The organism is Vibrio sp. 10N.247.311.14 (assembly GCF_041467715.1).
Classification (GTDB): Bacteria; Pseudomonadota; Gammaproteobacteria; order Enterobacterales; family Vibrionaceae; genus Vibrio; species Vibrio crassostreae_C.
In genome coordinates, this window is sequence record NZ_JBFSVE010000046.1 from 1 (window position 1) to 23544 (window position 23544).

The window sequence follows — 23544 nt, forward strand, 5'->3', positions numbered from 1 at the left end:
TAGACAACATTAACGAGAACGTTAACGCATCTAAGAGCCGTATTAAAGATACCGATTTCGCGAAAGAAACGACTCAGATGACTAAATCTCAGATCCTTTCTCAAGCTTCAAGCTCGATTCTTGCTCAAGCGAAGCAAGCTCCGAACTCGGCACTTAGCCTACTAGGTTAATCGATTAAAAAGCCACATTGACTATAAGCGTCAACGTTAGGCTTCCACAAATTAGCTCGTGGTGAGAGATGAGCGCTAAACAGACCCAGCTTCGGCTGGGTTTTTTATTGCCTGCAATTTGGAGAAGGGGGGAGTTTTGGTGTTGGTCGTTGATTGGAAAGCGAGATTCCCTATCACGCTCGCTCCTCACTGTAGGGAGTGACGGGAATTGGGAAATGATGGTTTCCTCGCTTACTACATCGAAGCAGTCTTTCGTCACCCCAGAATCGAGTAGAACGAGATATCAGGGATCTCTTCTGACTTTATATTCAACACTACGCTGATTAACTTAAATAATGGGGCAACTTTAGCGAATGTCGCCCTATTAATTGAAGCCCGATCACACTTTCCTTTGTTGTTGAAAAGAATATGAAAAAAAGCGCATTTTTTATTAAAGCTTCTAATTAAGGCGCCGTTAAAGGGATTGAGAGAAATGATATGTACCAATGTAAGGTGAGAGAGACACTGGTGCATAAACAAAATTGACATGTATTTGTGTGAGGTGAGAGTCACATAAGTACATTAAAAAATGCCTAAAGGAGATCAACTATGGCGATTAATGTAAGCACAAATGTGTCTGCAATGACGGCTCAGCGCTACCTAAATAGCGCGGCTGAAGGTACTCAAAAATCAATGGAGCGTTTGTCTTCTGGCTATAAAATCAATAGCGCAAAAGATGATGCTGCAGGCCTACAAATCTCTAACCGCTTAACGTCGCAAAGTCGTGGCCTAGATATGGCTGTGAAAAACGCGAATGACGGTATCTCTATTGCACAAACAGCTGAAGGTGCGATGAATGAGTCAACCAACATTCTGCAACGTATGCGTGACCTTTCTCTTCAATCTGCAAACGGTTCAAACAGCAAGTCTGAGCGTGTTGCTATCCAAGAAGAAGTCTCTGCTCTAAACACAGAACTTAACCGTATCGCTGAAACAACCTCTTTTGGTGGTAACAAGCTTCTTAACGGTACTTACGGTAGCCAATCTTTCCAAATCGGTGCTGACTCAGGTGAAGCGGTAATGCTTTCTATGAGCAACATGCGTACTGACACTCAAGACATGGGTGGTAAGAGCTACGGTGTTACTGAAGGTAAAGATGCATCTTGGCGTGTAGGTGCGGGTGCTGATTTAACAATCAAATACAACGATAAGTTTGGTGAAGCGCAAGAGCTATCTATCTCTGCTAAAGAAGGCAACGATATCGAAGAGCTAGCAACTTACATCAATGGTCAAAGCCAAGACGTTAAAGCGTCTGTGGGTGAAGGCGGTAAACTGCAACTTTTCGCTTCAAGCCAAAAAGTTGAAGGTGATGTTGAGTTTGGCGGCAGCCTTGCGGGCGAACTAGGTATCGGTGCTGGTAAAGACGTTACCGTTAACGATATCGACGTAACTTCTGTTGCAGGTGCAAACGAAGCAGTATCTATCATTGATGGTGCTCTAAAATCTGTTGATAGCCAACGTGCTTCTCTAGGTGCTTTCCAAAACCGTTTTGACCATGCAATCAGCAACTTAGACAACATCAACGAAAACGTTAATGCATCTAAGAGTCGTATCAAAGATACCGATTACGCGAAAGAAACAACGGCAATGACGAAGTCTCAAATCCTACAACAGGCGAGTACTTCTATCCTAGCTCAAGCGAAACAATCACCATCAGCAGCTCTAAGCTTATTGGGCTAAACTTACCTCGGTAAGTAGCGGTAAACTCTACTCTGGGTAGAGTTTTACTGTATGGCTCATAAAGGAGGGAGGGAGAGTGTTATGGAAATATCATCCAACGCATCGAACATCCAGCCTTATGGCTCACCTAATGGCATTAAAATTGCAAGCGATGAAGGTAGTAGTGCGTCGAGTCTTTCGCGACTAAAAGAAGCAACATCTTATGACAAGGTAGAGAAATCGAAAGAGGAAGCTACCGAAGCGGCGATTCAATTAGCTCAACATAGACAAGAGTTAAATGATGAAGAGCGAGTCAAAATGGTGGAGAAGGTAAACGAGTTTATCTCCTCTCTCAATAAAGGTGTGGCTTTTAAGGTCGATGAAGAATCTGGGAGAGATGTGGTTACCATTTATGAGACCACAACCGGTGATATTATTCGCCAGATCCCTGATGAAGAAATGCTTGAAATTCTAAGACGCCTAGCAGCCCAAAACTCGAATAGTCGAATATTTGAGGTGAAGGTTTAAGTCGTATTATTGAGGTGATTTAATGAGTTTTGGCCCAATGGGGATTTCGTCTGGCATGGATATCAATTCCATGGTCAGCAAAATTGTTGATTCGGAGCGTGTACCTAAACAGCAACGAATCGACAATGAACGAACGCGAATCGATACCAGCATTAGTGCCTATGGAAGACTCAGAGAATCCCTTGATTCGATGAAAAACCTGATGACAAACTTTCGTCAGGAAAAAGCTTTTGCTGTGCGAACAGTGGAAAGTACCGATGAAGCGCTTGTCTCTGCAACCGCGACTACCGAAGCGATCGCTGGCAAATATGCCATCGATGTGTTGCAGCTTGCCCAAAGCCATAAAGTGGCTTCTGATGTACTGTCAGAGGACATGAAATTTGGCCCAGGTAAGCTGCAGGTTTCGCTTGGTGATGACAGCTTTGACGTGCAAGTTGGCGACAGATCGAGACTTATCGAAGTTGTTCGTGGTATCAACGGTGCAGATAGCAACCCAGGCGTTCGTGCATCTATTATCAACGATGTCGAAGGTCCAAGACTTATTATTGCCTCGAACCAGTCTGGTTCAGATCAGCAGATCAGCATTAATGTTGAGTCAGATGCTGCCAATCCCTTAAAAAAACTCGAATACAAAACGCTTGAAGAACGTGTTAAAGCGCTAGAGAAAGCGCGCGTTGCTGCTCAAGATATTCTAGCTCTAACCCCTGCAGGAAAAGCCGTTGAACTCATCGATGAAGTGATCGCTAGCGATGACCCAAATGCGAATGAAACACTCGATAAAGATGGCAATGTCATCCCTGCATCCCAAACTGATTCTACCTCCGTTGCTGACGAAGACTCTCAAAGCCTTAGCTACGGAGAACAAGCCGCCGCCGACGGCCAAGCAGCTCTTGATGCAGCTAAAGCGGCAAAATCTGTCATGCCTGAAGACAATATCCCAGGTTGGACGGAAACTGCCTCTGGTACGCTTCTTGACTCTTACTATACACCAGAACTTGAGCTTGATGAAAAAGCAATAGAGAAGGCACCTGATGTACCGGGATGGTCAAATGCTGCCTCAGGTACGTTGACGGATTCCTACGTGACACCGAAAGAAGCCCAACAAAAGCTTGAGGCTGAGCAAGCGCGTATCGAAGAGAAGATTTCACAAGAAAAAGCGGAGTTGGCTGAGAAAATTCAAAAAGGCGAACTCACCGCAGAGCAAGCCAAGAAAATTGAGCGTGCCAAATTAGAACCCGAAGAGCGCGAGCTCTTAGAGAAGGTCGATAAAGCGCAAGCAGACCTTGAACAAGCACAGCAATCTTTTGATACCTATAGTGGAATGACTGAAGTTCAGGCTGGCCAAGATTCTATGGTTGTCCTAGATGGTGTTGCTCAACTCTCTAGTAATAACAATGTGATTGAAGATGCCATTGAAGGTATTGATATTACGGTGAAAGGAAAAACGCCAAAAGATAAGCCGCCGGCAGAAATTGGTGTGGAGTACGACCGTAACAGTGTTCGCCAAGATATCGAATCCTTTGTGAGCTCTTATAACCAGTTCTATCAAGTGTCGAAAGACCTCGCGGGTGTTGATCCAACGACTGGTCAAAAAGGCCCGCTCTCTGGTGACAGTACAGTGCGTAACGCCGACTCCCGATTGAAAGGGGTGTTCTCATCAAGTATCGAAGGTGCGCCAGACAATCTAAAGTCTTTGACTGAATTCGGTATCACCACCACAAGACAAGGCTCGCTAGAAATCAACTACGATATGCTTGACCGTCAACTCAACAATAACTTTGATAAGTTGGGTGAGTTCTTTGGTGGCAACAACGGTTTCGCCAAAAAAGTGGAAGATGCGATTCAAGGTATCACAGGTATCACGGGTTCAATCCGTACTAGAGAAAAGAGCTTGGTCGAGCAAAACTACCGTTTGGTTGATGACCAAAGCGCGCTCGACCGCCGCATGGACAGCCTAGAGAGCCGTACCCACTCTAAGTTCACAGCCATGCAAGATGCGACCAGTAAGATGCAATCTCAGCTGGGCAGTATGATGAATGCGTTGGGCTAATAGATGAATAGCCAGCTACAAGAGCTTTGTGAACTCGATCAACTAATTATCTCTAAACTGGAATTTAGTGAAATTAATGCTGAAGAAATAACGCAGCTTGTCGATAACAGAGAACAGTTATTGCAAAACGTGCTTCAAATAATCGACTCACATCCCGACGTTAAGCAAAGTTCTGAATGGTTTGAAGCCATTACCAGAACCAGAAAATTAGTCGAATTGATGCAGTCTGAGACGAGTCGAGTAGGTAAGACCCTACATAAATACCGTCACGGCGCTAAATCAGTTCAACAATACAAAAAGTTTTTATAGAAGAGGTTTACTATGCGCGGTTCTTTACAGGCATATAAAAAGGTATCAGTGGATAGTCAGCTAACGGCTGCCTCACCGCATAAGATTGTACAAATGCTAATGGCCGGTGCTATCGAGCGTTTGATTCAAGGCAAAGCGGCAATGCAAGCAGGCAACATCCCAGTGAAAGGTGAGCGACTTGGTAAGGCTCTAGATATCATTATTAGCCTACGTAGTTGCCTATCTATGGACGATGGTGGCGATATTGCGAAAAACCTAGATCAACTTTATGAGTTCATGATCACGCAAATTTCTGCGGCAAATCACAAAAATGACCCACAGCCTATTGATGATGTTATCGATATTATTCGCGAAATTAAGAGCGCTTGGGACCAAATTCCGAACGAATATCACAACTTGACGTCCGCTGACGTAGGTATTTAAAGAAAAATTGCAGTTTTAACCAATCTCATATCCCTTAATTGGTTGGTTGCCTTATTTTTTTAATCAAATAAAATAGAAGCCATTAGATAGCCTAATGGCTTTTTTCGTTGCTGATTCCCTAAATTTGTCCACGTAGACCATAATCATTGATACATCTCACTGTTTTATAGACTACGTTGCTCACCGTTTTTCCGCATCGCACCAAAATAAAGGCAATAATTCCTACTTATGCAAGGTTTGGCAAAACTGCTTGTCGTCGACGATAACGCTCAAGATCGTCACAATTTAAGCACAATATTAGAGTTTGTAGGAGAGAGCTGCGAAGTAATCAGCTCTGAACAAGCACGTAAAGTTGACTGGTCACTACAGTGGGCCGGCTGCATTATTGGTACCATTAAAGGTAAAGGCTTCAACGCATTACTGAATGAGAAGCTTGTTCACGCCAATCACATCCCTTTACTGGTGATTGGCAAAAACAATCACCCGGTTGACGAGTTGACTAACTATGTTGGTGAGCTTGAACTTCCTCTTAACTACCCGCAATTAAGTGATGCATTAAGACACTGTAAAGACTTCTTAGGCCGCAAAGGTGTTCAAGTTGTGTCTTCGGCACGCAAGAACACCCTGTTTCGCAGCCTAGTAGGACAAAGTGCTGGCATTCAAGAAGTACGTCACTTAATTGAACAAGTCTCTTCTACGGAAGCGAACGTGCTGATTCTTGGTGAATCTGGTACAGGCAAAGAAGTCGTAGCGCGTAACATTCACTATCACTCTAAACGTCGTTCAGGGCCTTTTGTTCCTGTAAACTGTGGCGCGATTCCACCTGATTTGCTTGAAAGTGAACTGTTTGGTCATGAGAAGGGCGCATTTACTGGGGCGATTACCGCACGTAAAGGCCGTTTTGAATTGGCTGAAGGTGGCACACTGTTTCTTGATGAAATTGGCGATATGCCGATGGCGATGCAAGTTAAGCTGCTACGAGTACTGCAAGAGCGATGCTTTGAGCGTGTAGGTGGCAATAGCACCATACAAGCTGATGTTAGAGTGATTGCGGCAACCCACCGCAACCTTGAAGATATGATCGACGATGATTCGTTCCGTGAAGATCTTTACTACCGCTTAAATGTATTCCCGATTGAAATGCCGGCGCTTCAAGATCGTAAAGAAGATATTCCACTGTTGCTTCAAGAGCTGATGACTCGAATGGAAGCGGAAGGCAGCATGCCTATCTGTTTCACGGCTCGTGCTATCAACTCTTTGATGGAGCATTACTGGCCAGGTAACGTTCGTGAACTAGCGAACCTGGTTGAACGAATGGTTATCTTGTATCCAAACAGCTTGGTTGATGTGAATCACCTGCCAACTAAATATCGATACAGCGATATCCCTGAGTTCCAGCCAGAGTTTAATAGCTTTGGATCTGAAGAGGAGCAAGAGCGTGATGCACTTGCTGACTTATTCTCAGAAGATTTCAGTTTTGATCAGCAAGATGATATTGCCGACAATGCTAATGCGCCTCAAGAGTTACCGCCAGAAGGGGTTAACTTGAAAGAGCTACTCGCGGATATGGAAGTGAATATGATCAATCAAGCGTTGGAAGCGCAGGGCGGCATTGTTGCTCGTGCTGCTGACATGCTTGGAATGCGTAGAACCACTCTGGTTGAAAAAATGCGTAAATATAACTTGCAGCGATAGTGTCCAGTTTTCGATGAAAACGAAAAACTAGCACACACTTTTTAGCTATTTGGTAACTCTAGCTAAGTGAACAGATAAACCATAGTCGAGTTGTTGCTTGCTTAACTATGTGATAAATATAGCAAATAGCCTGACTCGTGTTGTACGTCTCAGGCTGTTTTAGTATTTGAGGCAAATTTTTGACATGCGCGTATCTAACGAACCAGAAAATCAATCACACCTAGATTCTGTTGAACAGCAGGTTGAGCGCTATAAGCAAGTACTCGACGTGATGCCAGCAGGGGTTATCTTGTTAGATACACACGGCGAAGTGAGAGAAGCGAACCCTGAAGCGCATCGTATTCTTGGTGTTGAGTTGGTTGGCGAGAAGTGGTTTTCAGTGATTCAAAGTGCCTTTGACCCAAAAGACGATGACGGTCATGAGATCTCATTGAAGAACGGGCGAAAAGTGCGTTTGGCGATTTCAGCCTCTACCACGGGTCAGCTGATTTTGATTACCGATCTGACCGAGACCCGACTATTGCAGTCTCGCGTGAGTGATCTTCAGCGTTTGTCTTCATTAGGTAGAATGGTGGCCTCGCTTGCCCATCAAGTGCGAACGCCGCTTTCAAGTGCGATGCTGTATGCATCAAACCTTGCCGCGCCAAATCTGCCGCCGGCAACAAAAACGCGTTTTCAATCTAAGCTTATGGATAGATTGCATGACTTAGAGAAGCAAGTGAACGACATGCTGTTGTTTGCCAAAGGTGGTGACAACAAAGTCGTTAAGCCATTTACTGTGGCTGAATTGATCACTGAATTTCACCCTATGGTGGAAGCGGCATTGAAAACTAACCAGATTGATTATTGCCAAGAAGTTGAGGGCGAACAGACTCAAATGTTCGGCAACGCCAATGCTATCGCCTCAGCGTTAAGCAACCTAGTGTTGAACGCGGTTCAAATTGCGGGTAAGGAATCGCAGATCGATGTGTTTTTTAGGCCCGTAAATGGCGAGCTTAAGATATCAGTGCAAGACAGTGGCCCCGGCGTACCGAAAGAGCTTCAAGGTAAAATAATGGAACCCTTCTTTACCACTCGTTCACAAGGTACAGGTCTAGGCTTAGCGGTTGTACAAATGGTATGTCGAGCACATGAAGGCCGACTGGAATTGATATCAGAAGAAGGCGACGGCGCATGCTTTACCATGTGTCTACCGCTTGAAAGAAGTGCTTCTTCTGAAGACTAATAAGTTTTAACTGAATTTACACTGGAGAATCCTATGGCTCAAAGCAAAGTGTTAATCGTCGAAGATGATGAAGGTCTACGCGAAGCCCTTGTCGACACACTCGCGCTTGCTGGCTATGAATGGCTGGAAGCGGATTGTGCGGAAGATGCTCTGGTCAAATTAAAATCGAACTCCGTTGATATTGTCGTATCTGACGTGCAGATGGCGGGCATGGGTGGCTTGGCACTATTGAGAAACATTAAGCAGCATTGGCCAAATTTGCCGGTATTGCTAATGACAGCGTACGCCAACATCGAAGATGCCGTTGCTGCAATGAAAGAGGGCGCTATCGACTATATGGCAAAGCCATTTGCGCCAGAAGTGCTGCTCAACATGGTCAGCCGTTATGCGCCTGTAAAGTCGGATGACAATGGTGACGCTATCGTTGCTGATGAAAAAAGTATCAAGCTAATGATGCTGGCTGATAAAGTTGCGAAAACCGATGCCAACGTCATGGTGTTGGGCCCGAGTGGTTCTGGTAAAGAGGTGATGTCTCGCTACATTCACAATGCTTCTAGCCGAAAAGATGGCCCGTTTGTCGCGATTAACTGCGCGGCGATCCCAGACAACATGTTAGAAGCGACCCTGTTTGGTTATGAAAAAGGCGCATTTACTGGCGCTATTCAAGCTTGCCCGGGGAAATTCGAGCAAGCGCAGGGCGGTACAATTCTGTTGGATGAGATCAGTGAAATGGATCTTAGCCTACAAGCCAAACTACTGCGTGTTTTGCAAGAGCGCGAAGTTGAGCGATTAGGTAGTCGTAAGAGCATCAAATTGGATGTTCGTGTATTAGCGACCAGTAACCGAGACCTTAAACAGTATGTTTCTGAAGGGAATTTCCGTGAGGATTTATACTACCGCCTGAATGTATTCCCAATTTCTTGGCCTCCATTGTGCGAGCGTAAAGGCGATATTGAGCCTTTAGCCAAGCACTTAGTTGAGCGCCACTGCACCAAACTTGGTATGCCTGTACCCGTTATGTCAGCACAAGCGATCAGCAAACTCGTCAATTATCCGTGGCCGGGCAATGTTCGCGAATTAGACAATGTGGTACAGCGTGCGCTAATATTGAGCGAACAAGAGAACATCTCTGGTGAGCATATCCTTCTTGAAGGTGTCGATTGGCAAGACGCAAGCAGCCTACAACAAATCGTCGAAGGCAGTGACGTAGCTGCGCCAGAAATTAAGCCTATTGCCGAAGCAAACCCAATCAATAAAATCGCGGCTAGCAGCGAAGGGTTAGGTAATGAGCTTAGAGATCAAGAGTATGCGATCATTCTTGAAACCCTGATTGCATGTAATGGCCGACGCAAAGATATGGCTGAAAAACTGGGCATTAGCCCTCGTACACTGCGTTACAAGTTGGCTAAAATGCGCGATGCTGGAATAGATATCCCAAACTGAGGATAGATTAGTAGTGTCAGCTTTCTGACTAGTGTAATACGATATCTAGTCAATTAAATGTGTGGCACGCTAATTGCTCTGTCAATAATATAGCTAAATAGATGGTCATAATTTTGACTCCTGAGGTAGTAGATGAGAATAGATGGTTTACAAGGCGAAATGCAGGCGATGATGGTCGAAGCTGCCAGCGCGCGTCCCGCAGCAACGGGGCAAGCGGTCGGTGCAGATTTTGGCAACATGCTGACTAATGCCATCAATAATGTGAACTCATTACAAAAGACTTCAGGTGATCTTCAAGCTCGTTTTGATAGTGGCGACCAAAGCGTATCCCTATCGGACGTGATGATTGCTCGTAATAAATCTAGTGTGGCTTTTGAGGCGACGATCCAAATTAGAAATAAATTGGTCGAATCGTACAAAGAGCTGATGAATATGCCGGTATAAGTTGGGTAGTTAAATAGTGGCAGATAATAGTCAAACAACAGATTTAACCGTAAGCGATAGCAACGACCACGCACTGATTGCAGGCTCCGAGCTAGACGGAGAAGGGCAAAATCCCGATCTAGGTGAACGCAGTTCATCGAAGTTCGATATGGCTGTCGGTGATCTCGATTTACTTCGTCAGGTCGTCTTAGTCCTTTCTATCTCTATCTGTGTAGCGCTGATTGTGATGCTGTTTTTCTGGGTAAAAGAGCCAGAAATGCGTCCATTAGGGGCTTACGAAACAGAAGAATTGATCCCCGTTCTTGATTACTTGGATCTGCAAAAGATCCAGTACACGCTTGAAGGCAATACCATCTCAGTACCGGCGAGTGAGTACAACTCATTAAAGCTTAATATGGTACGAGCGGGTTTGAATCAAGAGCGAAACGCGGGTGATGACATCCTCATGCAAGACATGGGTTTTGGTGTATCACAACGTTTAGAACAAGAACGCCTTAAATTAAGCCGCGAAAGACAACTTGCCAAAGCCATTGAGCAGATGAAACAGGTGCGTAAAGCTCAGGTTTTATTGGCCCTGCCGAAGCAGAGTGTTTTTGTACGTCATAATCAAGAAGCCTCTGCTTCTGTATTCCTAACTCTAAAAACAGGTACTAACCTCAAGCAGCAAGAAGTTGATTCTGTTGTGGATATGGTGGCAAGTGCCGTTCCGGGAATGAAAACTTCACGTATTACGGTGACCGATCAGCATGGCCGATTGTTGAGCTCAGGCTCTCAAGACCCTATGTCAGCGGCGCGTCGTAAAGAACACGAGTTAGAGCGCAATCAAGAACAAGCACTGCGTGAAAAAATTGACTCTATCCTGATTCCTATTCTTGGGTTTGGTAACTACACCGCTCAGGTTGATATCCAGCTCGATTTCAGTGCTGTGGAGCAAACCAGAAAACGTTTTGATCCGAATACACCAGCGACTCGAAGTGAATACACCTTAGAAGATTACAACAACGGCAACACTGTAGCTGGTATTCCGGGTGCGTTGAGTAACCAGCCTCCAGCGGATGCCTCAATTCCACAAGATGTGGCTCAGATGAAAGACGGCGCGATGACAGGTCAAGGCTCTGTTCACAAAGAAGCGACTCGAAACTTTGAGTTAGACACCACCATCAGTCATGAACGTAAACAGAGCGGCACGGTTAACCGCCAAACGGTTTCTGTTGCGATCAAAGACCGCCAATCCTTGAACCCAGATACGGGTGAAGTGGTTCATACTCCAATCCCGGCGAGCGAGATCAATGCGATTCGCCAAGTACTGATTGGCACGGTGGGCTTTGATGAAACTCGTGGTGATTTGCTCAACGTATTAAGCATGCAGTTTGCACCTCAAGTAACAGATGTTGTTGCTGATGTGCCAATCTGGGAGCATCCAAACTTCAATGATTGGGTTCGTTGGTTTGCAAGTGCCTTGGTTATCATTGTGGTGGTGTTGGTACTTGTTCGCCCTGCAATGAAGAAACTGCTTAACCCAGCAGCAGACAACGATGAACAGATGTACGGTCCTGATGGCATGCCAATTGGTGCCAACGGCGAAACCAGCTTAATTGGTGGTGATATTGAAGGTGGTGAGCTGTTTGAATTTGGTTCAAGTATCGACTTACCAAACCTTCATAAAGACGAGGACGTGCTGAAAGCAGTACGTGCACTTGTAGCGAATGAACCAGAGCTAGCAGCTCAAGTAGTTAAGAATTGGATGGTAGATGGCTAACGAAATAGTTCCACAACAAACTGAAGGCGGTGAAGTGCTTGATGTCTCTAGCGTGGATATCGGCTCTATCTCAGGCGATGAGCGCGCTGCGATCTTGTTGCTCAGTTTAAATGAAGAAGATGCTGCTGGTATTATTCGTCACCTAGAGCCAAAGCAGGTTCAGCGTGTGGGTAGTGCGATGGCGCGAGCTACAGACCTATCCCAAGAGAAAGTAGGCGCTGTGCACCGTGCTTTCTTAGATGATATTCAGAAGTACACCAACATTGGTATGGGCAGCGAAGACTTCATGCGTAATGCGTTAGTTGCTGCTCTGGGTGAAGACAAGGCGAATAACCTTGTTGACCAAATCCTTCTCGGCACAGGTTCGAAAGGTTTGGATTCGCTTAAGTGGATGGATCCTCGTCAGGTGGCGAGCATTATCATCAACGAGCACCCTCAAATTCAAACTATTGTGTTGTCGTACCTCGATGCCGATCAATCGGCTGAGATCCTGTCTCAGTTCCCAGAGCGAGTTCGTCTGGATCTGATGATGCGTATTGCCAACCTTGAAGAAGTTCAACCTTCGGCGCTTGCTGAACTGAATGAAATCATGGAGAAACAGTTCGCGGGTCAAGCGGGTGCTCAAGCTGCCAAAATTGGTGGCCTGAAAGCCGCGGCTGAGATCATGAACTACATGGACAACAATGTGGAAGGCGTCTTGATGGATCAAATCCGTGACCAAGACGAAGACATGGCAACACAGATTCAAGATCTGATGTTTGTCTTTGAAAACCTTATTGAAGTTGATGACCAAGGTGTTCAACGACTACTACGTGATGTTCCACAAGATATTCTACAGAAAGCACTTAAAGGTGCAGATGAAGGTCTACGTGAGAAGATCTTCAAGAACATGTCTAAACGTGCTGCCGATATGATGAGAGACGATATTGAGGCGATGCCGCCAGTCAAAGTCTCTGATGTTGAAGCGGCTCAGAAAGAGATTTTGGGTATCGCGAGGAAGATGGCAGACAGTGGTGAAATTATGCTGTCTGGTGGCGCCGACGAGTTCCTTTAATACAGAAATCTCAAAAGCCCCACACTGTTGGGGCTTTTCTTTATCCAATCTCGAACCACAGATTAACTCAGTTTAACTGCTTGAATTCACAATACAGTTAAGCCACTCATAGATAGGTACTGATATGTCAGGTGATAGAAAACGCGGCTTCCTTCGCCCTGAAGAAGATAATACGGTTGCCCAACCTCAGAAATGGGGGCTGCCTGACTACACCTCTGACGTGAGCAAACAAGCCAAAGAAACCGCTTTTAACTACGACCCTAGTTGGATGCCAACGGTTGAAGAAGCCATTGAAGATGAAGAGCTGGTTCTGACTGAAGAGCAAATCGAGCTGATTAAACAAGGCGCTTATCAGGAAGGGCTGCATCAAGGCCAAGAGGCGGGCTTTAAGCAAGGCTATGAAAAAGGCAAAGAAGAAGGTTTTGCTGCCGGTCACGAAGAAGGCAACGAAGCCGGCAAGCTTGAAGGCGTAACCGCGGGTCAAGAGTACATTCAACAGCAGGTGGCCGTCTTCATGGGGCTGGCAAACCAGTTCGCTCAACCATTAGAGTTGATGAACGCTCAGGTGGAGAAGCAATTGGTCGACATGGTGCTTACCATGGTCAAAGAAGTGGTTCATGTTGAAGTGCAAACCAACCCACAAATCATATTAGATACCGTTAAAGAATCGGTAGAGTCGTTGCCGATTTCTGGTCACGCAATCACATTGAAACTCAATCCGGAAGATGTGGCGATCATTCGCTCTGCGTATGGCGAGACTGAATTGGACTGCCGTAATTGGACGCTGGTCGCAGAGCCAGCACTCAACCGTGGTGATGTACAAATTGAAGCGGGTGAGTCGAGCGTTAACTACCGCATGGAAGATCGTGTAAAGAACGTTATTCAAAATTTCTGCGGCGCAAACCGTCACCAGGGTCATGAGTAATGCGTGAGTTAGCGAACCGTCTCAGTCAGTACAAAGTCGAAGGGTTAAAATCACGACCGATTGCCTCAGGTAAGTTAGTACGCGTTGTTGGCTTAACGCTTGAAGCGACCGGCTGTAAAGCGCCAATCGGAAGTTTGTGTTTAGTCGAAACCATGTCTGGTCAGATGGAAGCCGAAGTCGTCGGTTTCTCTGGCGATAACCTATTTTTGATGCCGAGTGAGCAAATCACCGGGATCTTACCTGGCGCTCGCGTCACGCCAATGACTACCGAAAGTGGTATCCCTGTTGGAATGGAACTGCTCGGTCGAGTGATCGACGGCGTAGGTAATCCACTCGACGGTTTAGGTCCAATCTATACAGAGCAACGCGCTTCATTTAATGCGGAGCCAATCAACCCGTTAGCTCGTAAACCGATTTCTGAACCACTCGATGTCGGCTTGAAAGCCATTAATGGTTTGCTAACCGTGGGTAAAGGGCAACGTATCGGTCTGTTTGCTGGCTCTGGTGTCGGTAAATCCGTAACTCTGGGCATGATGACTCGAGGCACAACTGCGCAAGTAGTGGTCGTAGGCCTAATCGGTGAGCGTGGACGAGAAGTTAAAGAATTTATTGAAGAGATTCTTGGTGAAGATGGCCGTAAGCGTTCGGTTGTTGTTGCCGCTCCTGCCGACTCATCACCATTGATGCGCTTAAAAGGCTGTCAAACCGCGTTGGCTGTCGCCGAGTACTTCCGCGACCAAGGCTTAGATGTTCTGCTACTCATGGATTCATTGACCCGTTTTGCTCAAGCTCAGCGTGAAATTGCTCTGTCTGTGGGTGAGCCGCCAGCAACCAAGGGCTATCCGCCATCAGTCTTCGCTAAGCTTCCTGCGCTGGTGGAACGAGCAGGTAACGGCAATGATGAACAAGGTTCTATCACGGCTTTCTTTACCGTGTTAACCGAAGGCGATGACTTACAAGATCCGATTGCGGATGCGTCGCGAGCAATTCTCGATGGTCACGTTGTGTTATCTCGTGAGATGGCCGATGCCGGTCACTACCCAGCGATTGACGTTGAGAAATCCGTCAGTCGTGTTATGCCGCAAATCACCACTGAAGAACATGTCTTGATGTCGAAAGCGGTAAGGCAAGTGCTGTCTATCTGCCGTAAAAACCAAGATTTGGTGTCGATTGGTGCTTACAAGCCAGGAACGGATCCAGCAATCGATAGTGCCTTCACGTTGAAACCAAAACTGGATGAGTACTTGCAGCAGAAGATGAAAGAGACCGTCCCATACGACATGTGCGTCAACATGTTGAAACATGTATTGGGTGGCTAACGGGTGAATAAGGTTAGTCATGGATAACGCATTAGAATTTTTGCTCGATCAAGCCAAAGATCAAGAGAACCAAGCGGTACTTGCGCTCAACAAAGCGAACTCTGAGCTGCAAGGCTACTATGAGCAGGTTGCGCAGATTGAAAAGTATCGACTGGATTACTGTCAGCAGCTCGTTGACCGCGGCAAGGCAGGCTTAACGGCGAGCCAATATGGTCACTTGAACCGCTTCTTAACTCAGTTGGATGAAACATTATCCAAACAGAGAGAAGCCGAGCACCACTTTAAAAATCAAGTCGACAACTGCCAAAGCTACTGGATGGAGTTACGCAAAAAACGTAAATCCTACGAGTGGTTGATGGAGAAAAAGCAGAAAGAGAAAGCAAAGCTGCAAGATCGAAGAGAACAAAAGCAAATGGATGAGTTTTCGACTCTGTTATACAGCCGAAAGAAGATGTGATCCTAAGCCACGAATGACGTCAGTGCTGTTCTCTATATTGTGAAAACCGAACTTATAGGCATGTTTCTTGCTCCGTTTTATATAAAATTGCGCGTTATGCCCACCAAAGGCATGAAAAGCATCCGACTTTCTTTTTGTTGCCTGATTCATGGCAGCAAAGCTAGTAGATAGAGCTTGTATATATGAATGTTAGTCTTTCCTCAAATTCAGCGACCAACAAAATGTCATCGTTGTTGGACACCGGTTCTGCCTCTTCCAAGGTAGAAGAAACCGGCGACTCTAAAGGTTTCTTTGAGTCCTTTAAAGAAGCGCTCGGCTTTGAAGAAAGTGACAGTAAAGTCGCAGCAAAAGACACAGAAAGCACTGCGAAACCTGATACTAAACAGACATCTACCGAAGGTGAAGCGTCAGCCGAAGCGAACAAAGGTGATTCCGCTGAATCAAAGGCTACTGACGAAGTGAGCGAAGCGCAAAGCAAGCAAGCAGCTTCAGAAGTAGAAGGCGAGAAAGCTGCTGATAAAACATCAGCAGAGGCTGTGTCTGGATCTGAGGCTCAGCTCAAAGCCAATTCGGGCACTGATAGCACTGTCGCTGATAAGACTGGTGCAGATAAGGCAGATGGTAAAGATGCGCAGGCTACAACTAACGAATCTAAAGAACATATTGCTCAATCCCAAACTCAGGGTTCATCAGCGGTAGATGGTGCTACGCAGGCATCGCAAGCCAATGCAGCGATGAGCGAAGGCAATACATTGCTTGGTCAATTGGATGAGGCAAACAAAACCCTAAATCAAGCGCCAAACGGCAAAGGCTTGCCTCAGCAAGGTCAGGCAGATCAAGCCCAAGGTAATATCACCGGTGCTTCTGTTGCAGGAGCTTCTGTTACCGATAAGGCGACACAACAAGCTAAGGCTGCAAATCAAGAGAAGAGCCTTGAAGTCGATTCTGAAATCGCTGTACTTACCGGAGGTAAGGGTGTTTCTCAGCTGACTGATGCTGAAATTCGACAGTTAATGGATAAAGGTGTCACTCCAGAACAAATTGAAGCCAGTATGAGCCGCGAGCTGAGCCAAAAGAATGCTGCTAGTGCGGTTGCCGCCGATCAGAGCCAAGCATTGTCAGCCGTGGATATTGAACTGGCAAAGCAAGTAGATGCCCATACCAAAGCGCTAAACCAATTGAATGGACAAATCGAATCAGAGCAGTCTGTTGTCGATAGCTTGCTTGATAAGCAACAAAGTGGCGCTAAGTTGACGGTTGATGAGCAAGCCGCTTTGGCTAAAGCGACCTCTAACCTAGACCTGTTGAATCAACAGCTCGCTAACGTTCAACAACAAGTAACAGCTTTGCTAAGTCAAGCTCCGGCTGCGAACAGTGCGTCTGGTGAACCCACTGCTATCGATTGGGATAATACGGATTCAAGCGAAACTAAAGCCTTAGCTGCGGCAGCATCAACAGCAGCTGTAGCGACGGCTACACAACAAGTGTCAGCGCAGGCCGCTTCTCAATCAGCAAACAATGCTCTTACGGACAAGGCGGCAATGCTGCACGCCAATAATGCACATGCAGCCCAACAGGCCGCAGCTCAACAAGCTAATGTGGCTTCACCTCAGCAGCAAGCAACGTTGGATCCAGCTTTAACCGCGCAAGGAATGGCGATGAATGCAACGCCAGCTGCCACAAAAGCAGGCTCGACTGATACGCTTCTTAAAGCGGGCACCGGTGCAGCAGCACTGTCTGGTTTGGGTAAAGCGGGTGCTAAAGAAGATTCTAAAGATTCGACCTTTGCTCAGCAGATCGCTTCTGCGGCTGGTGCACAAGGTACGGCAACGGTGGGTTCAGCACCTGCGCGAGCTGAAATTCAAGCTGCTCAACAAGCGCCCTTACAGCTCACCAAAGAGCTAGCCAATGAGCAAGTGGCTGAAAAAGTACAAATGATGATGTCTAAGAACCTTAAGAACTTGGACATTCGTCTCGACCCACCAGAATTGGGCCAAATGAAAATCCGCATGACCATGAATAATGACGTGGCAAACGTGCACTTTACGGTGAGTAATCAGCAAGCGAGAGATGTGATTGAACAAACCTTACCTCGCTTGAGAGAGATGCTTGCTCAGCAAGGTCTGCAGCTTGCCGATTCGTCTGTTCAACAACAGAACTCCGGTCAGGGACAAGATAGATACAACAATGGTGAGCAACAATCCGGCGCTAACCGCACAAATGATACGCAAGGTGATGAAAACCTTGATAGTGGCAGCAATCTTGAATTGAATGTCGCATCAAAGCGTGATGGAATTAGTTATTATGCCTAATATCAGGCTAAGAACGCTTGGTTAATGGAAAAAAACAGTTAATAAAAAGAACCATCAGTTAATCGCAAGAACAGGAAGTTAGAGTAAGATATGGCCGAAGAACAAGATGCACCTAAAGGGAAGAGCAAGCTCCTTATAATTATTATTGCCGTAGTTGTGTTACTGCTTGGTATAGGTGGTGCGCTGTACTTTTTCTTAGGTTCTGACGATAGCGCCTCTGAATCTCAGTCTCAGCCAGCAACGGCTGTGGTCGCTGCAGAGCCGGTTATGTATGTTAATATTCCTCAGCCCTTCTTGTTTAATGTGACAGGTGACAAAAAAGATCGCCTAGTTCAGATAAAAGCACAGCTCATGGTACGTGGCAGTAAGAATGAAGACCTGGCTCGTTACCACTCTCCACTTGTAGAAAGTACGCTACTGGCCACGTTCGCTTCGGCAACGGTTGATCAATTGCGCTCACCAACAGGCCGCGTGGAACTGCGTAATAAGGCAACAGAAGATATTAAAGCAAGCCTGGCTCAAGCTGTTGGCCAGCCTGTGATTGAAAAAGTGTTATTCACTGACTTCGTAATTCAATAGGTAATTTGTGACCGATTTATTAAGCCAAGACGAAATTGATGCGCTGTTACATGGCGTTGATGATGTTGAAGAAGTTGAAGATGTCTTAGAAACCGAAAATGACAATGCGGTCAATTTCGACTTCTCATCTCAAGATCGAATCGTCCGTGGTCGAATGCCGACCCTTGAACTTATTAACGAGCGCTTCGCACGTCATATGCGTATCAGCTTGTTTAATATGTTACGTAAAACGGCTGAAGTGTCGATCAACGGCGTACAGATGATGAAGTTTGGTGAGTACCAAAACACATTGTATGTACCCACCAGTTTAAACATGGTTCGTTTCCGTCCATTGAAAGGTACGGCACTCATCACCATGGAAGCTCGTCTGGTTTTCATTCTCGTAGAGAACTTTTTTGGCGGTGATGGTCGTTTCCACGCCAAGATTGAAGGTCGTGAATTCACGCCTACTGAAAGACGAATCATTCAGTTACTGCTGAAAATTGTTTTTGAAGATTACAAAGAAGCTTGGTCGCCAGTGATGGGGGTTGAGTTTGAATACTTGGATTCCGAAGTGAACCCAAGTATGGCGAACATTGTGAGCCCAACCGAAGTGATTGTTGTGAGTTCGTTCCACATTGAAGTGGATGGCGGTGGTGGTGACTTCCACGTTGTCATGCCTTACTCCATGGTTGAGCCGATCCGTGAACTGCTTGATGCGGGTGTTCAATCAGACAAGATGGAAACCGATGTTCGTTGGAGTACCGCACTGCGTGATGAGATCATGGATGTGCCCGTCAATTTCCGCGTGAATTTGCTAGAGCAAGATATTTCCCTTCGTGATCTGATGGAGCTGCGCCCTGGTGATGTTATCCCAATGAACATGCCTGAGCACGCAACCATGTTTGTCGAAGAACTGCCGACTTATCGTGTGAAAATGGGCCGTTCTGGTGAGAAGCTTGCAGTACAGATTTCGGAAAAAATTCAAAGACCACATGTGGTTAAAACTGATCTCGCTTTTCTAGGTAAAGACTTATTGTCTGAGCTCGAAAACAGTGATGATGACGACGAATAGTAAAATAGATAAAAGTATAGGAATTGGTAATGGAACCTAGTGAAGATCAAAAGCTAGCAGACGAATGGGCTGCAGCACTTGGTGAAGATCCTTCAGCGCCGTCAATTGATGTTGATGATGTGCTTGCGGCACCACTTGATGAGCTAACCGATTCATCATCTCCGATTTCTGAAGATGAGCGTCGTAAGCTGGATACCATTATGGATATCCCCGTGACTATTTCGATGGAAGTTGGCCGCTCTCAGATCAGTATCCGTAATTTACTTCAGTTGAACCAAGGTTCGGTTGTTGAGCTAGATCGAATCGCTGGTGAGTCACTAGACGTGATGGTCAACGGAACTCTGATTGCTCACGGTGAAGTGGTTGTAGTAAACGACAAGTTTGGTATTCGCTTGACTGACGTTATTAGCCAGACAGAACGAATTAAGAAGCTGCGTTAATGAGCTTTTTGTCTCAAAGACTTGCGGGCTCTTTTCTCGGAATGACAGGTTTGTTACGAGGAATCTTGGGAGTAGGGCTATTAACGGCTCCTTCCATTGCCTTTGCAGCAACACCGCCTTCTCTCGATTTAGCGACCACCTTTGGGTCGCTAATTTTCGTTATAGCCTTCATTTTATTTATTGCTTGGCTACTCAAGCGAATGCAAGTACCTGCGATGTCGAATCAACAAGGTTTGGCGATTGTTAGGCAAATCCCTGTTGGTACTAAAGAGCGTATCGCTATTGTGCAAGCGGGTGATGAACAGTTCTTGGTAGGGATTACCACACAATCGATTCAGCTGATCTCTAAGCTCGATAAACCTCTTACTCAGGAGATGCTGGAAAAAAGTACATTTTCAAGTCAGCTTTCCCAGCTAATAAAAAAAGATGCAAACAAGTAACGGACTTTTGAACTCCTCTTACTTTCACCAAGCCGGAGCTTTCCGAGCGGTGAAAGTGTGGTTGGTTCAGCTTATTCTCCTATGCTCAATCGTATTCAGTGTGTCGGTATTTGCACAAGCTGAAGACGGCACCGTCATTCCTGCGAATACCGCTGGCTCGGAATCGGTCACTATCAGCACGATGGAACAAGACCAAGCCAAATCGACAACCATGACCACGGGCAGCTTGACTGGCAATGGTGGCGGCATACCTGCCTTTACCATGACAACCAATGCCAATGGCGGTGAAGACTACTCGATTAACCTGCAAATTCTCGCGTTAATGACCATGCTTGGCTTCTTGCCGGCGATGGTGATTTTGATGACATCGTTCACTCGTATTGTGGTTGTGATGTCTATCTTGCGTCAGGCGATGGGTCTACAACAAACACCGTCTAACCAAGTCATTATTGGTATCGCGATATTCTTGACCTTCTTCATCATGTCGCCAGTGATTAATCAAGTTAACGAACAAGCAGTTCAGCCTTATCTTAATGAACAGATATCGGCACGACAGGCATTTGATGTTGCCCAAGAACCGATTAAATCCTTCATGCTCAAGCAGACTCGAATCAAAGATCTTGAAACCTTTGTTGAGATTTCTGGCGCGGAAGTGACTAACCCTGAAGATGTTTCGATGGCGGTTCTGATTCCAGCATTTATCACATCGGAATTAAAAACGGCTTTCCAAATCGGATTTATGCTGTTCTTGCCTTTCCTAATCATCGACTTGGTGGTGGCATCGGTATTGATGGCTATGGGTATGATGATGTTGTCACCGATGATTGTATCGCTGCCGTTTAAGTTGATGCTGTTTGTTCTTGTTGATGGCTGGAACTTGATACTCTCCACACTCGCCGGCAGTTTTGCCTTGTAGCTGGGGGAATAATGAATCCTGAAATATTCGTAGAGTTGTTCCGAGATGCCCTTTGGATGGTATTAATCATGGTTTGCGCCATCATTATTCCTAGCCTGCTGATCGGTTTGGTTGTGGCTGTTTTCCAAGCTGCGACCTCAATCAACGAACAAACCCTGAGTTTCCTGCCGCGTTTGATCGTAACTTTGTTGGCGTTGATGCTATTCGCACACTGGATGACCCAGATGATGATGGAGTTCTTTTTTGAGCTCATCGAACGCTTGCCGCAAGTTCTGTATTAAACCGATATGGAATACCCAACGAGCCTTGTACTAGAGTGGTTAGCCAATTATTTTTGGCCATACACTCGCATCTCAGCGACGCTGATGGTGATGACGGTAACAGGGGCACGCTTCGTGTCGCCGCGTATTCGTCTGTATTTAGGCTTGGCGATCACTTTTGCGGTGATGCCTGCGATTCCGGCCGTTCCCAAAGAGATTGAACTTCTGTCCTTTCAAGGCTTCCTGACTGTCTTCGAGCAAATTGTGATTGGCGTGGCCATGGGTTTTGTTACCCAGTTCATGATTCAAACCTTTGTTATGCTGGGTCAGATCCTCGGTATGCAATCGAGCTTGGGTTTTGCATCAATGGTCGACCCGGCTAACGGGCAAAATACGCCGGTACTTGGTCAGCTGTTCATGCTGCTAGCGACCATGTTTTTTTTGGCGACCGATGGTCACTTGAAAATGCTGCAGCTGGTGGTGTTTAGTTTTAAGACCTTGCCGATTGGCAGTGGCTCTCTAACCTCTGTGGATTTTCGAGAGCTCGCGTTGTGGCTCGGCATCATGTTCAAAACGGCATTAGCGATGTCATTGTCGGGGATTATTGCGCTGCTAACGATTAACCTCTCTTTTGGTGTAATGACGCGTGCGGCACCTCAGTTAAACATCTTTTCTTTGGGTTTTGCATTTGCGCTACTCGTGGGTCTGTTACTTTGTTGGTACATCCTTGGCGGTTTGTATAGTCACTATGAGCTATTCTGGATGCAGGGCGAACAACAGATATGTCGTCTAATCCGGTTAGATTGCTAGGAGACTGAAATGGCAGAGTCAGACGGTCAAGAACGCACAGAAGACGCCACGCCCAAACGCTTGCAACAGGCCAAAGAGAAAGGGCAGGTTGCAAGGTCAAAAGAGCTAGCGTCAGCATCGGTATTAATTGTCGGTGCGATTGCTTTAATGTGGTTTGGCGAATCGATGGCGAAGGCTTTGTTCGAGGCGATGCAACGCCTGTTCTCTTTGAGTCGCGACGAGATCTTTGACACTAACAAACTCCTAGAAATCGCTGGTGGTGCACTGGTGAACCTGCTGTTCCCGCTGTTTTTGATACTGATAACTTTGTTTGTTGCTGCCGTCATCGGCGCTGCGGGTGTCGGTGGGATTAACTTCTCAATGCAAGCGGCGATGCCAAAGGCGTCTAAGCTCAACCCACTCAGTGGTATCAAGCGTATGTTTGGCCTGCAAAGTTGGGTTGAACTGCTCAAGTCTATTCTTAAAGTAGCGCTCGTATCGGGGATGGCGATTTATCTGATTCAAGCCTCTCAGCATGATTTAATGCAGCTGAGTATGGATGTGTACCCGCAGAACATCTTTCATGCCTTGGATATCTTGCTCAATTTCATCCTGTTGATCAGCTGCTCACTGCTGATTGTGGTGGCGATTGATATCCCGTTCCAGATCTGGCAACACGCCGATCAATTGAAGATGACCAAACAAGAAGTCAAAGACGAATTCAAAGACACTGAAGGTAAGCCGGAAGTGAAAGGCCGAATTCGCATGCTTCAAAGGGAAGCGGCTCAGCGTCGCATGATGGCTGATGTCCCTCAAGCGGATGTGATTGTGACCAACCCGGAACACTTTTCAGTGGCGCTGCGCTATAAGCAGAATCAAGACAAAGCACCAATTGTGGTTGCTAAAGGTGTCGACCACATGGCGATGAAGATCCGAGAGATTGCGCGTGCAAACGACATCTATATAGTTCCAGCGCCGCCATTGGCGAGGGCGCTTTATCACACCACTGAGCTAGAACAACAAATTCCTGACGGTCTGTTTACGGCAGTTGCGCAAGTGCTTGCATATGTTTTCCAGCTTAAACAGTACCGAAAACGAGGTGGTGAGCGACCAAAACTGCAAGATTCTAATATGCCGATCCCACCTGATTTACGTCATTAGATCAATTGCTTGAGCTCTGCGTGATGAACCCTGATAATAGTGAGCTAGCTAATCTTCCTTTTATAGAGGTGATGGCGATAATTTGACGTGAGAT

General features: G+C 46.2%; 24 protein-coding genes. All 24 read left to right on the forward strand.

Translation table 11 applies throughout. The features are described from left to right. On the forward strand, positions 1-170 hold a 170-nt coding region (locus tag AB6F11_RS16045; RefSeq protein WP_280514177.1), incomplete at its 5' end, for a flagellin. A gap of 588 nt (positions 171-758) precedes the next feature. Further along, positions 759-1889 (forward strand): flagellin, encoded by a 1131-nt coding sequence (locus AB6F11_RS16050; RefSeq protein ID WP_017071200.1) that lies wholly within the window; start codon positions 759-761, stop codon positions 1887-1889. Between the two features lie 81 nt (positions 1890-1970). Next, on the forward strand, positions 1971-2396 hold the full coding sequence (flaG, locus tag AB6F11_RS16055; RefSeq protein WP_017066380.1) for a flagellar protein FlaG: 426 nt from the start codon (positions 1971-1973) through the stop codon (positions 2394-2396). Positions 2397-2418: 22 nt separating this feature from the next. Continuing rightward, positions 2419-4446, forward strand: a complete 2028-nt coding sequence (gene fliD, locus AB6F11_RS16060) for a flagellar filament capping protein FliD (RefSeq protein ID WP_102393297.1) — start codon at positions 2419-2421, stop codon at positions 4444-4446. Between the two features lie 3 nt (positions 4447-4449). Further along, complete coding sequence (locus tag AB6F11_RS16065; RefSeq protein WP_017060688.1) at positions 4450-4755, forward strand: flagellar protein FliT; 306 nt, start codon at positions 4450-4452, stop codon at positions 4753-4755. A 12-nt stretch (positions 4756-4767) separates the two neighbouring features. Continuing rightward, entirely contained in the window at positions 4768-5178 is a 411-nt protein-coding gene (fliS, locus tag AB6F11_RS16070) for a flagellar export chaperone FliS (protein WP_004736194.1), read from the forward strand. Between the two features lie 228 nt (positions 5179-5406). Next, entirely contained in the window at positions 5407-6873 is a 1467-nt protein-coding gene (locus AB6F11_RS16075) for a sigma-54 dependent transcriptional regulator (protein WP_017064122.1), read from the forward strand. Between the two features lie 184 nt (positions 6874-7057). Further along, positions 7058-8098 (forward strand): PAS domain-containing sensor histidine kinase, encoded by a 1041-nt coding sequence (locus AB6F11_RS16080; RefSeq protein WP_017060686.1) that lies wholly within the window; start codon positions 7058-7060, stop codon positions 8096-8098. A gap of 33 nt (positions 8099-8131) precedes the next feature. Beyond that, positions 8132-9541: a sigma-54 dependent transcriptional regulator gene (locus AB6F11_RS16085; RefSeq protein ID WP_017060685.1), complete on the forward strand. Its 1410-nt coding sequence runs from the start codon at positions 8132-8134 to the stop codon at positions 9539-9541. A gap of 132 nt (positions 9542-9673) precedes the next feature. Further along, positions 9674-9985 (forward strand): flagellar hook-basal body complex protein FliE, encoded by a 312-nt coding sequence (gene fliE / locus AB6F11_RS16090; protein WP_017060684.1) that lies wholly within the window; start codon positions 9674-9676, stop codon positions 9983-9985. Between the two features lie 16 nt (positions 9986-10001). Further along, the gene (gene fliF, locus AB6F11_RS16095) at positions 10002-11744 is read left to right on the forward strand and encodes a flagellar basal-body MS-ring/collar protein FliF (RefSeq protein WP_102321174.1); all 1743 of its coding nucleotides are present in this window, start codon (positions 10002-10004) and stop codon (positions 11742-11744) included. After that, positions 11737-12798, forward strand: coding sequence for a flagellar motor switch protein FliG (gene fliG / locus AB6F11_RS16100; RefSeq protein WP_017060682.1), 1062 nt, complete (start codon positions 11737-11739; stop codon positions 12796-12798). The genes fliF and fliG overlap by 8 nt, the downstream gene beginning before the upstream one ends. 124 nt (positions 12799-12922) lie before the next feature. Continuing rightward, a complete protein-coding gene (gene fliH / locus AB6F11_RS16105; RefSeq protein WP_017060681.1) occupies positions 12923-13723 on the forward strand; it encodes a flagellar assembly protein FliH in 801 nt (266 codons plus the stop codon). Continuing rightward, the gene (gene fliI / locus AB6F11_RS16110) at positions 13723-15042 is read left to right on the forward strand and encodes a flagellar protein export ATPase FliI (protein ID WP_102393296.1); all 1320 of its coding nucleotides are present in this window, start codon (positions 13723-13725) and stop codon (positions 15040-15042) included. The genes fliH and fliI overlap by 1 nt, the downstream gene beginning before the upstream one ends. Positions 15043-15061: 19 nt before the next feature. Then, entirely contained in the window at positions 15062-15499 is a 438-nt protein-coding gene (fliJ, locus tag AB6F11_RS16115; protein ID WP_017060679.1) for a flagellar export protein FliJ, read from the forward strand. A gap of 182 nt (positions 15500-15681) precedes the next feature. After that, positions 15682-17811 (forward strand): flagellar hook-length control protein FliK, encoded by a 2130-nt coding sequence (locus AB6F11_RS16120; protein ID WP_102393295.1) that lies wholly within the window; start codon positions 15682-15684, stop codon positions 17809-17811. Between the two features lie 90 nt (positions 17812-17901). Then, the gene (fliL, locus tag AB6F11_RS16125; protein WP_017060677.1) at positions 17902-18390 is read left to right on the forward strand and encodes a flagellar basal body-associated protein FliL; all 489 of its coding nucleotides are present in this window, start codon (positions 17902-17904) and stop codon (positions 18388-18390) included. 7 nt (positions 18391-18397) lie between these two features. After that, positions 18398-19444 carry a flagellar motor switch protein FliM gene (gene fliM / locus AB6F11_RS16130; RefSeq protein WP_017060676.1) on the forward strand — a complete coding sequence of 349 codons (1047 nt, stop codon included), beginning with the start codon at positions 18398-18400 and terminating at the stop codon, positions 19442-19444. Positions 19445-19473: 29 nt separating this feature from the next. Then, on the forward strand, positions 19474-19884 hold the full coding sequence (gene fliN / locus AB6F11_RS16135) for a flagellar motor switch protein FliN (RefSeq protein ID WP_004739851.1): 411 nt from the start codon (positions 19474-19476) through the stop codon (positions 19882-19884). Then, entirely contained in the window at positions 19884-20324 is a 441-nt protein-coding gene (gene fliO, locus AB6F11_RS16140; RefSeq protein WP_017060675.1) for a flagellar biosynthetic protein FliO, read from the forward strand. The genes fliN and fliO overlap by 1 nt, the downstream gene beginning before the upstream one ends. Beyond that, complete coding sequence (gene fliP / locus AB6F11_RS16145) at positions 20311-21240, forward strand: flagellar type III secretion system pore protein FliP (protein ID WP_170791796.1); 930 nt, start codon at positions 20311-20313, stop codon at positions 21238-21240. The genes fliO and fliP overlap by 14 nt, the downstream gene beginning before the upstream one ends. Positions 21241-21251: 11 nt before the next feature. After that, positions 21252-21521 carry a flagellar biosynthesis protein FliQ gene (gene fliQ / locus AB6F11_RS16150; RefSeq protein WP_029235191.1) on the forward strand — a complete coding sequence of 90 codons (270 nt, stop codon included), beginning with the start codon at positions 21252-21254 and terminating at the stop codon, positions 21519-21521. 6 nt (positions 21522-21527) lie between these two features. Next, positions 21528-22310 (forward strand): flagellar biosynthetic protein FliR, encoded by a 783-nt coding sequence (gene fliR / locus AB6F11_RS16155; RefSeq protein ID WP_102393294.1) that lies wholly within the window; start codon positions 21528-21530, stop codon positions 22308-22310. 9 nt (positions 22311-22319) lie between these two features. Beyond that, positions 22320-23450: a flagellar biosynthesis protein FlhB gene (flhB, locus tag AB6F11_RS16160; protein WP_017060671.1), complete on the forward strand. Its 1131-nt coding sequence runs from the start codon at positions 22320-22322 to the stop codon at positions 23448-23450. Positions 23451-23544 lie beyond the last annotated feature (94 nt).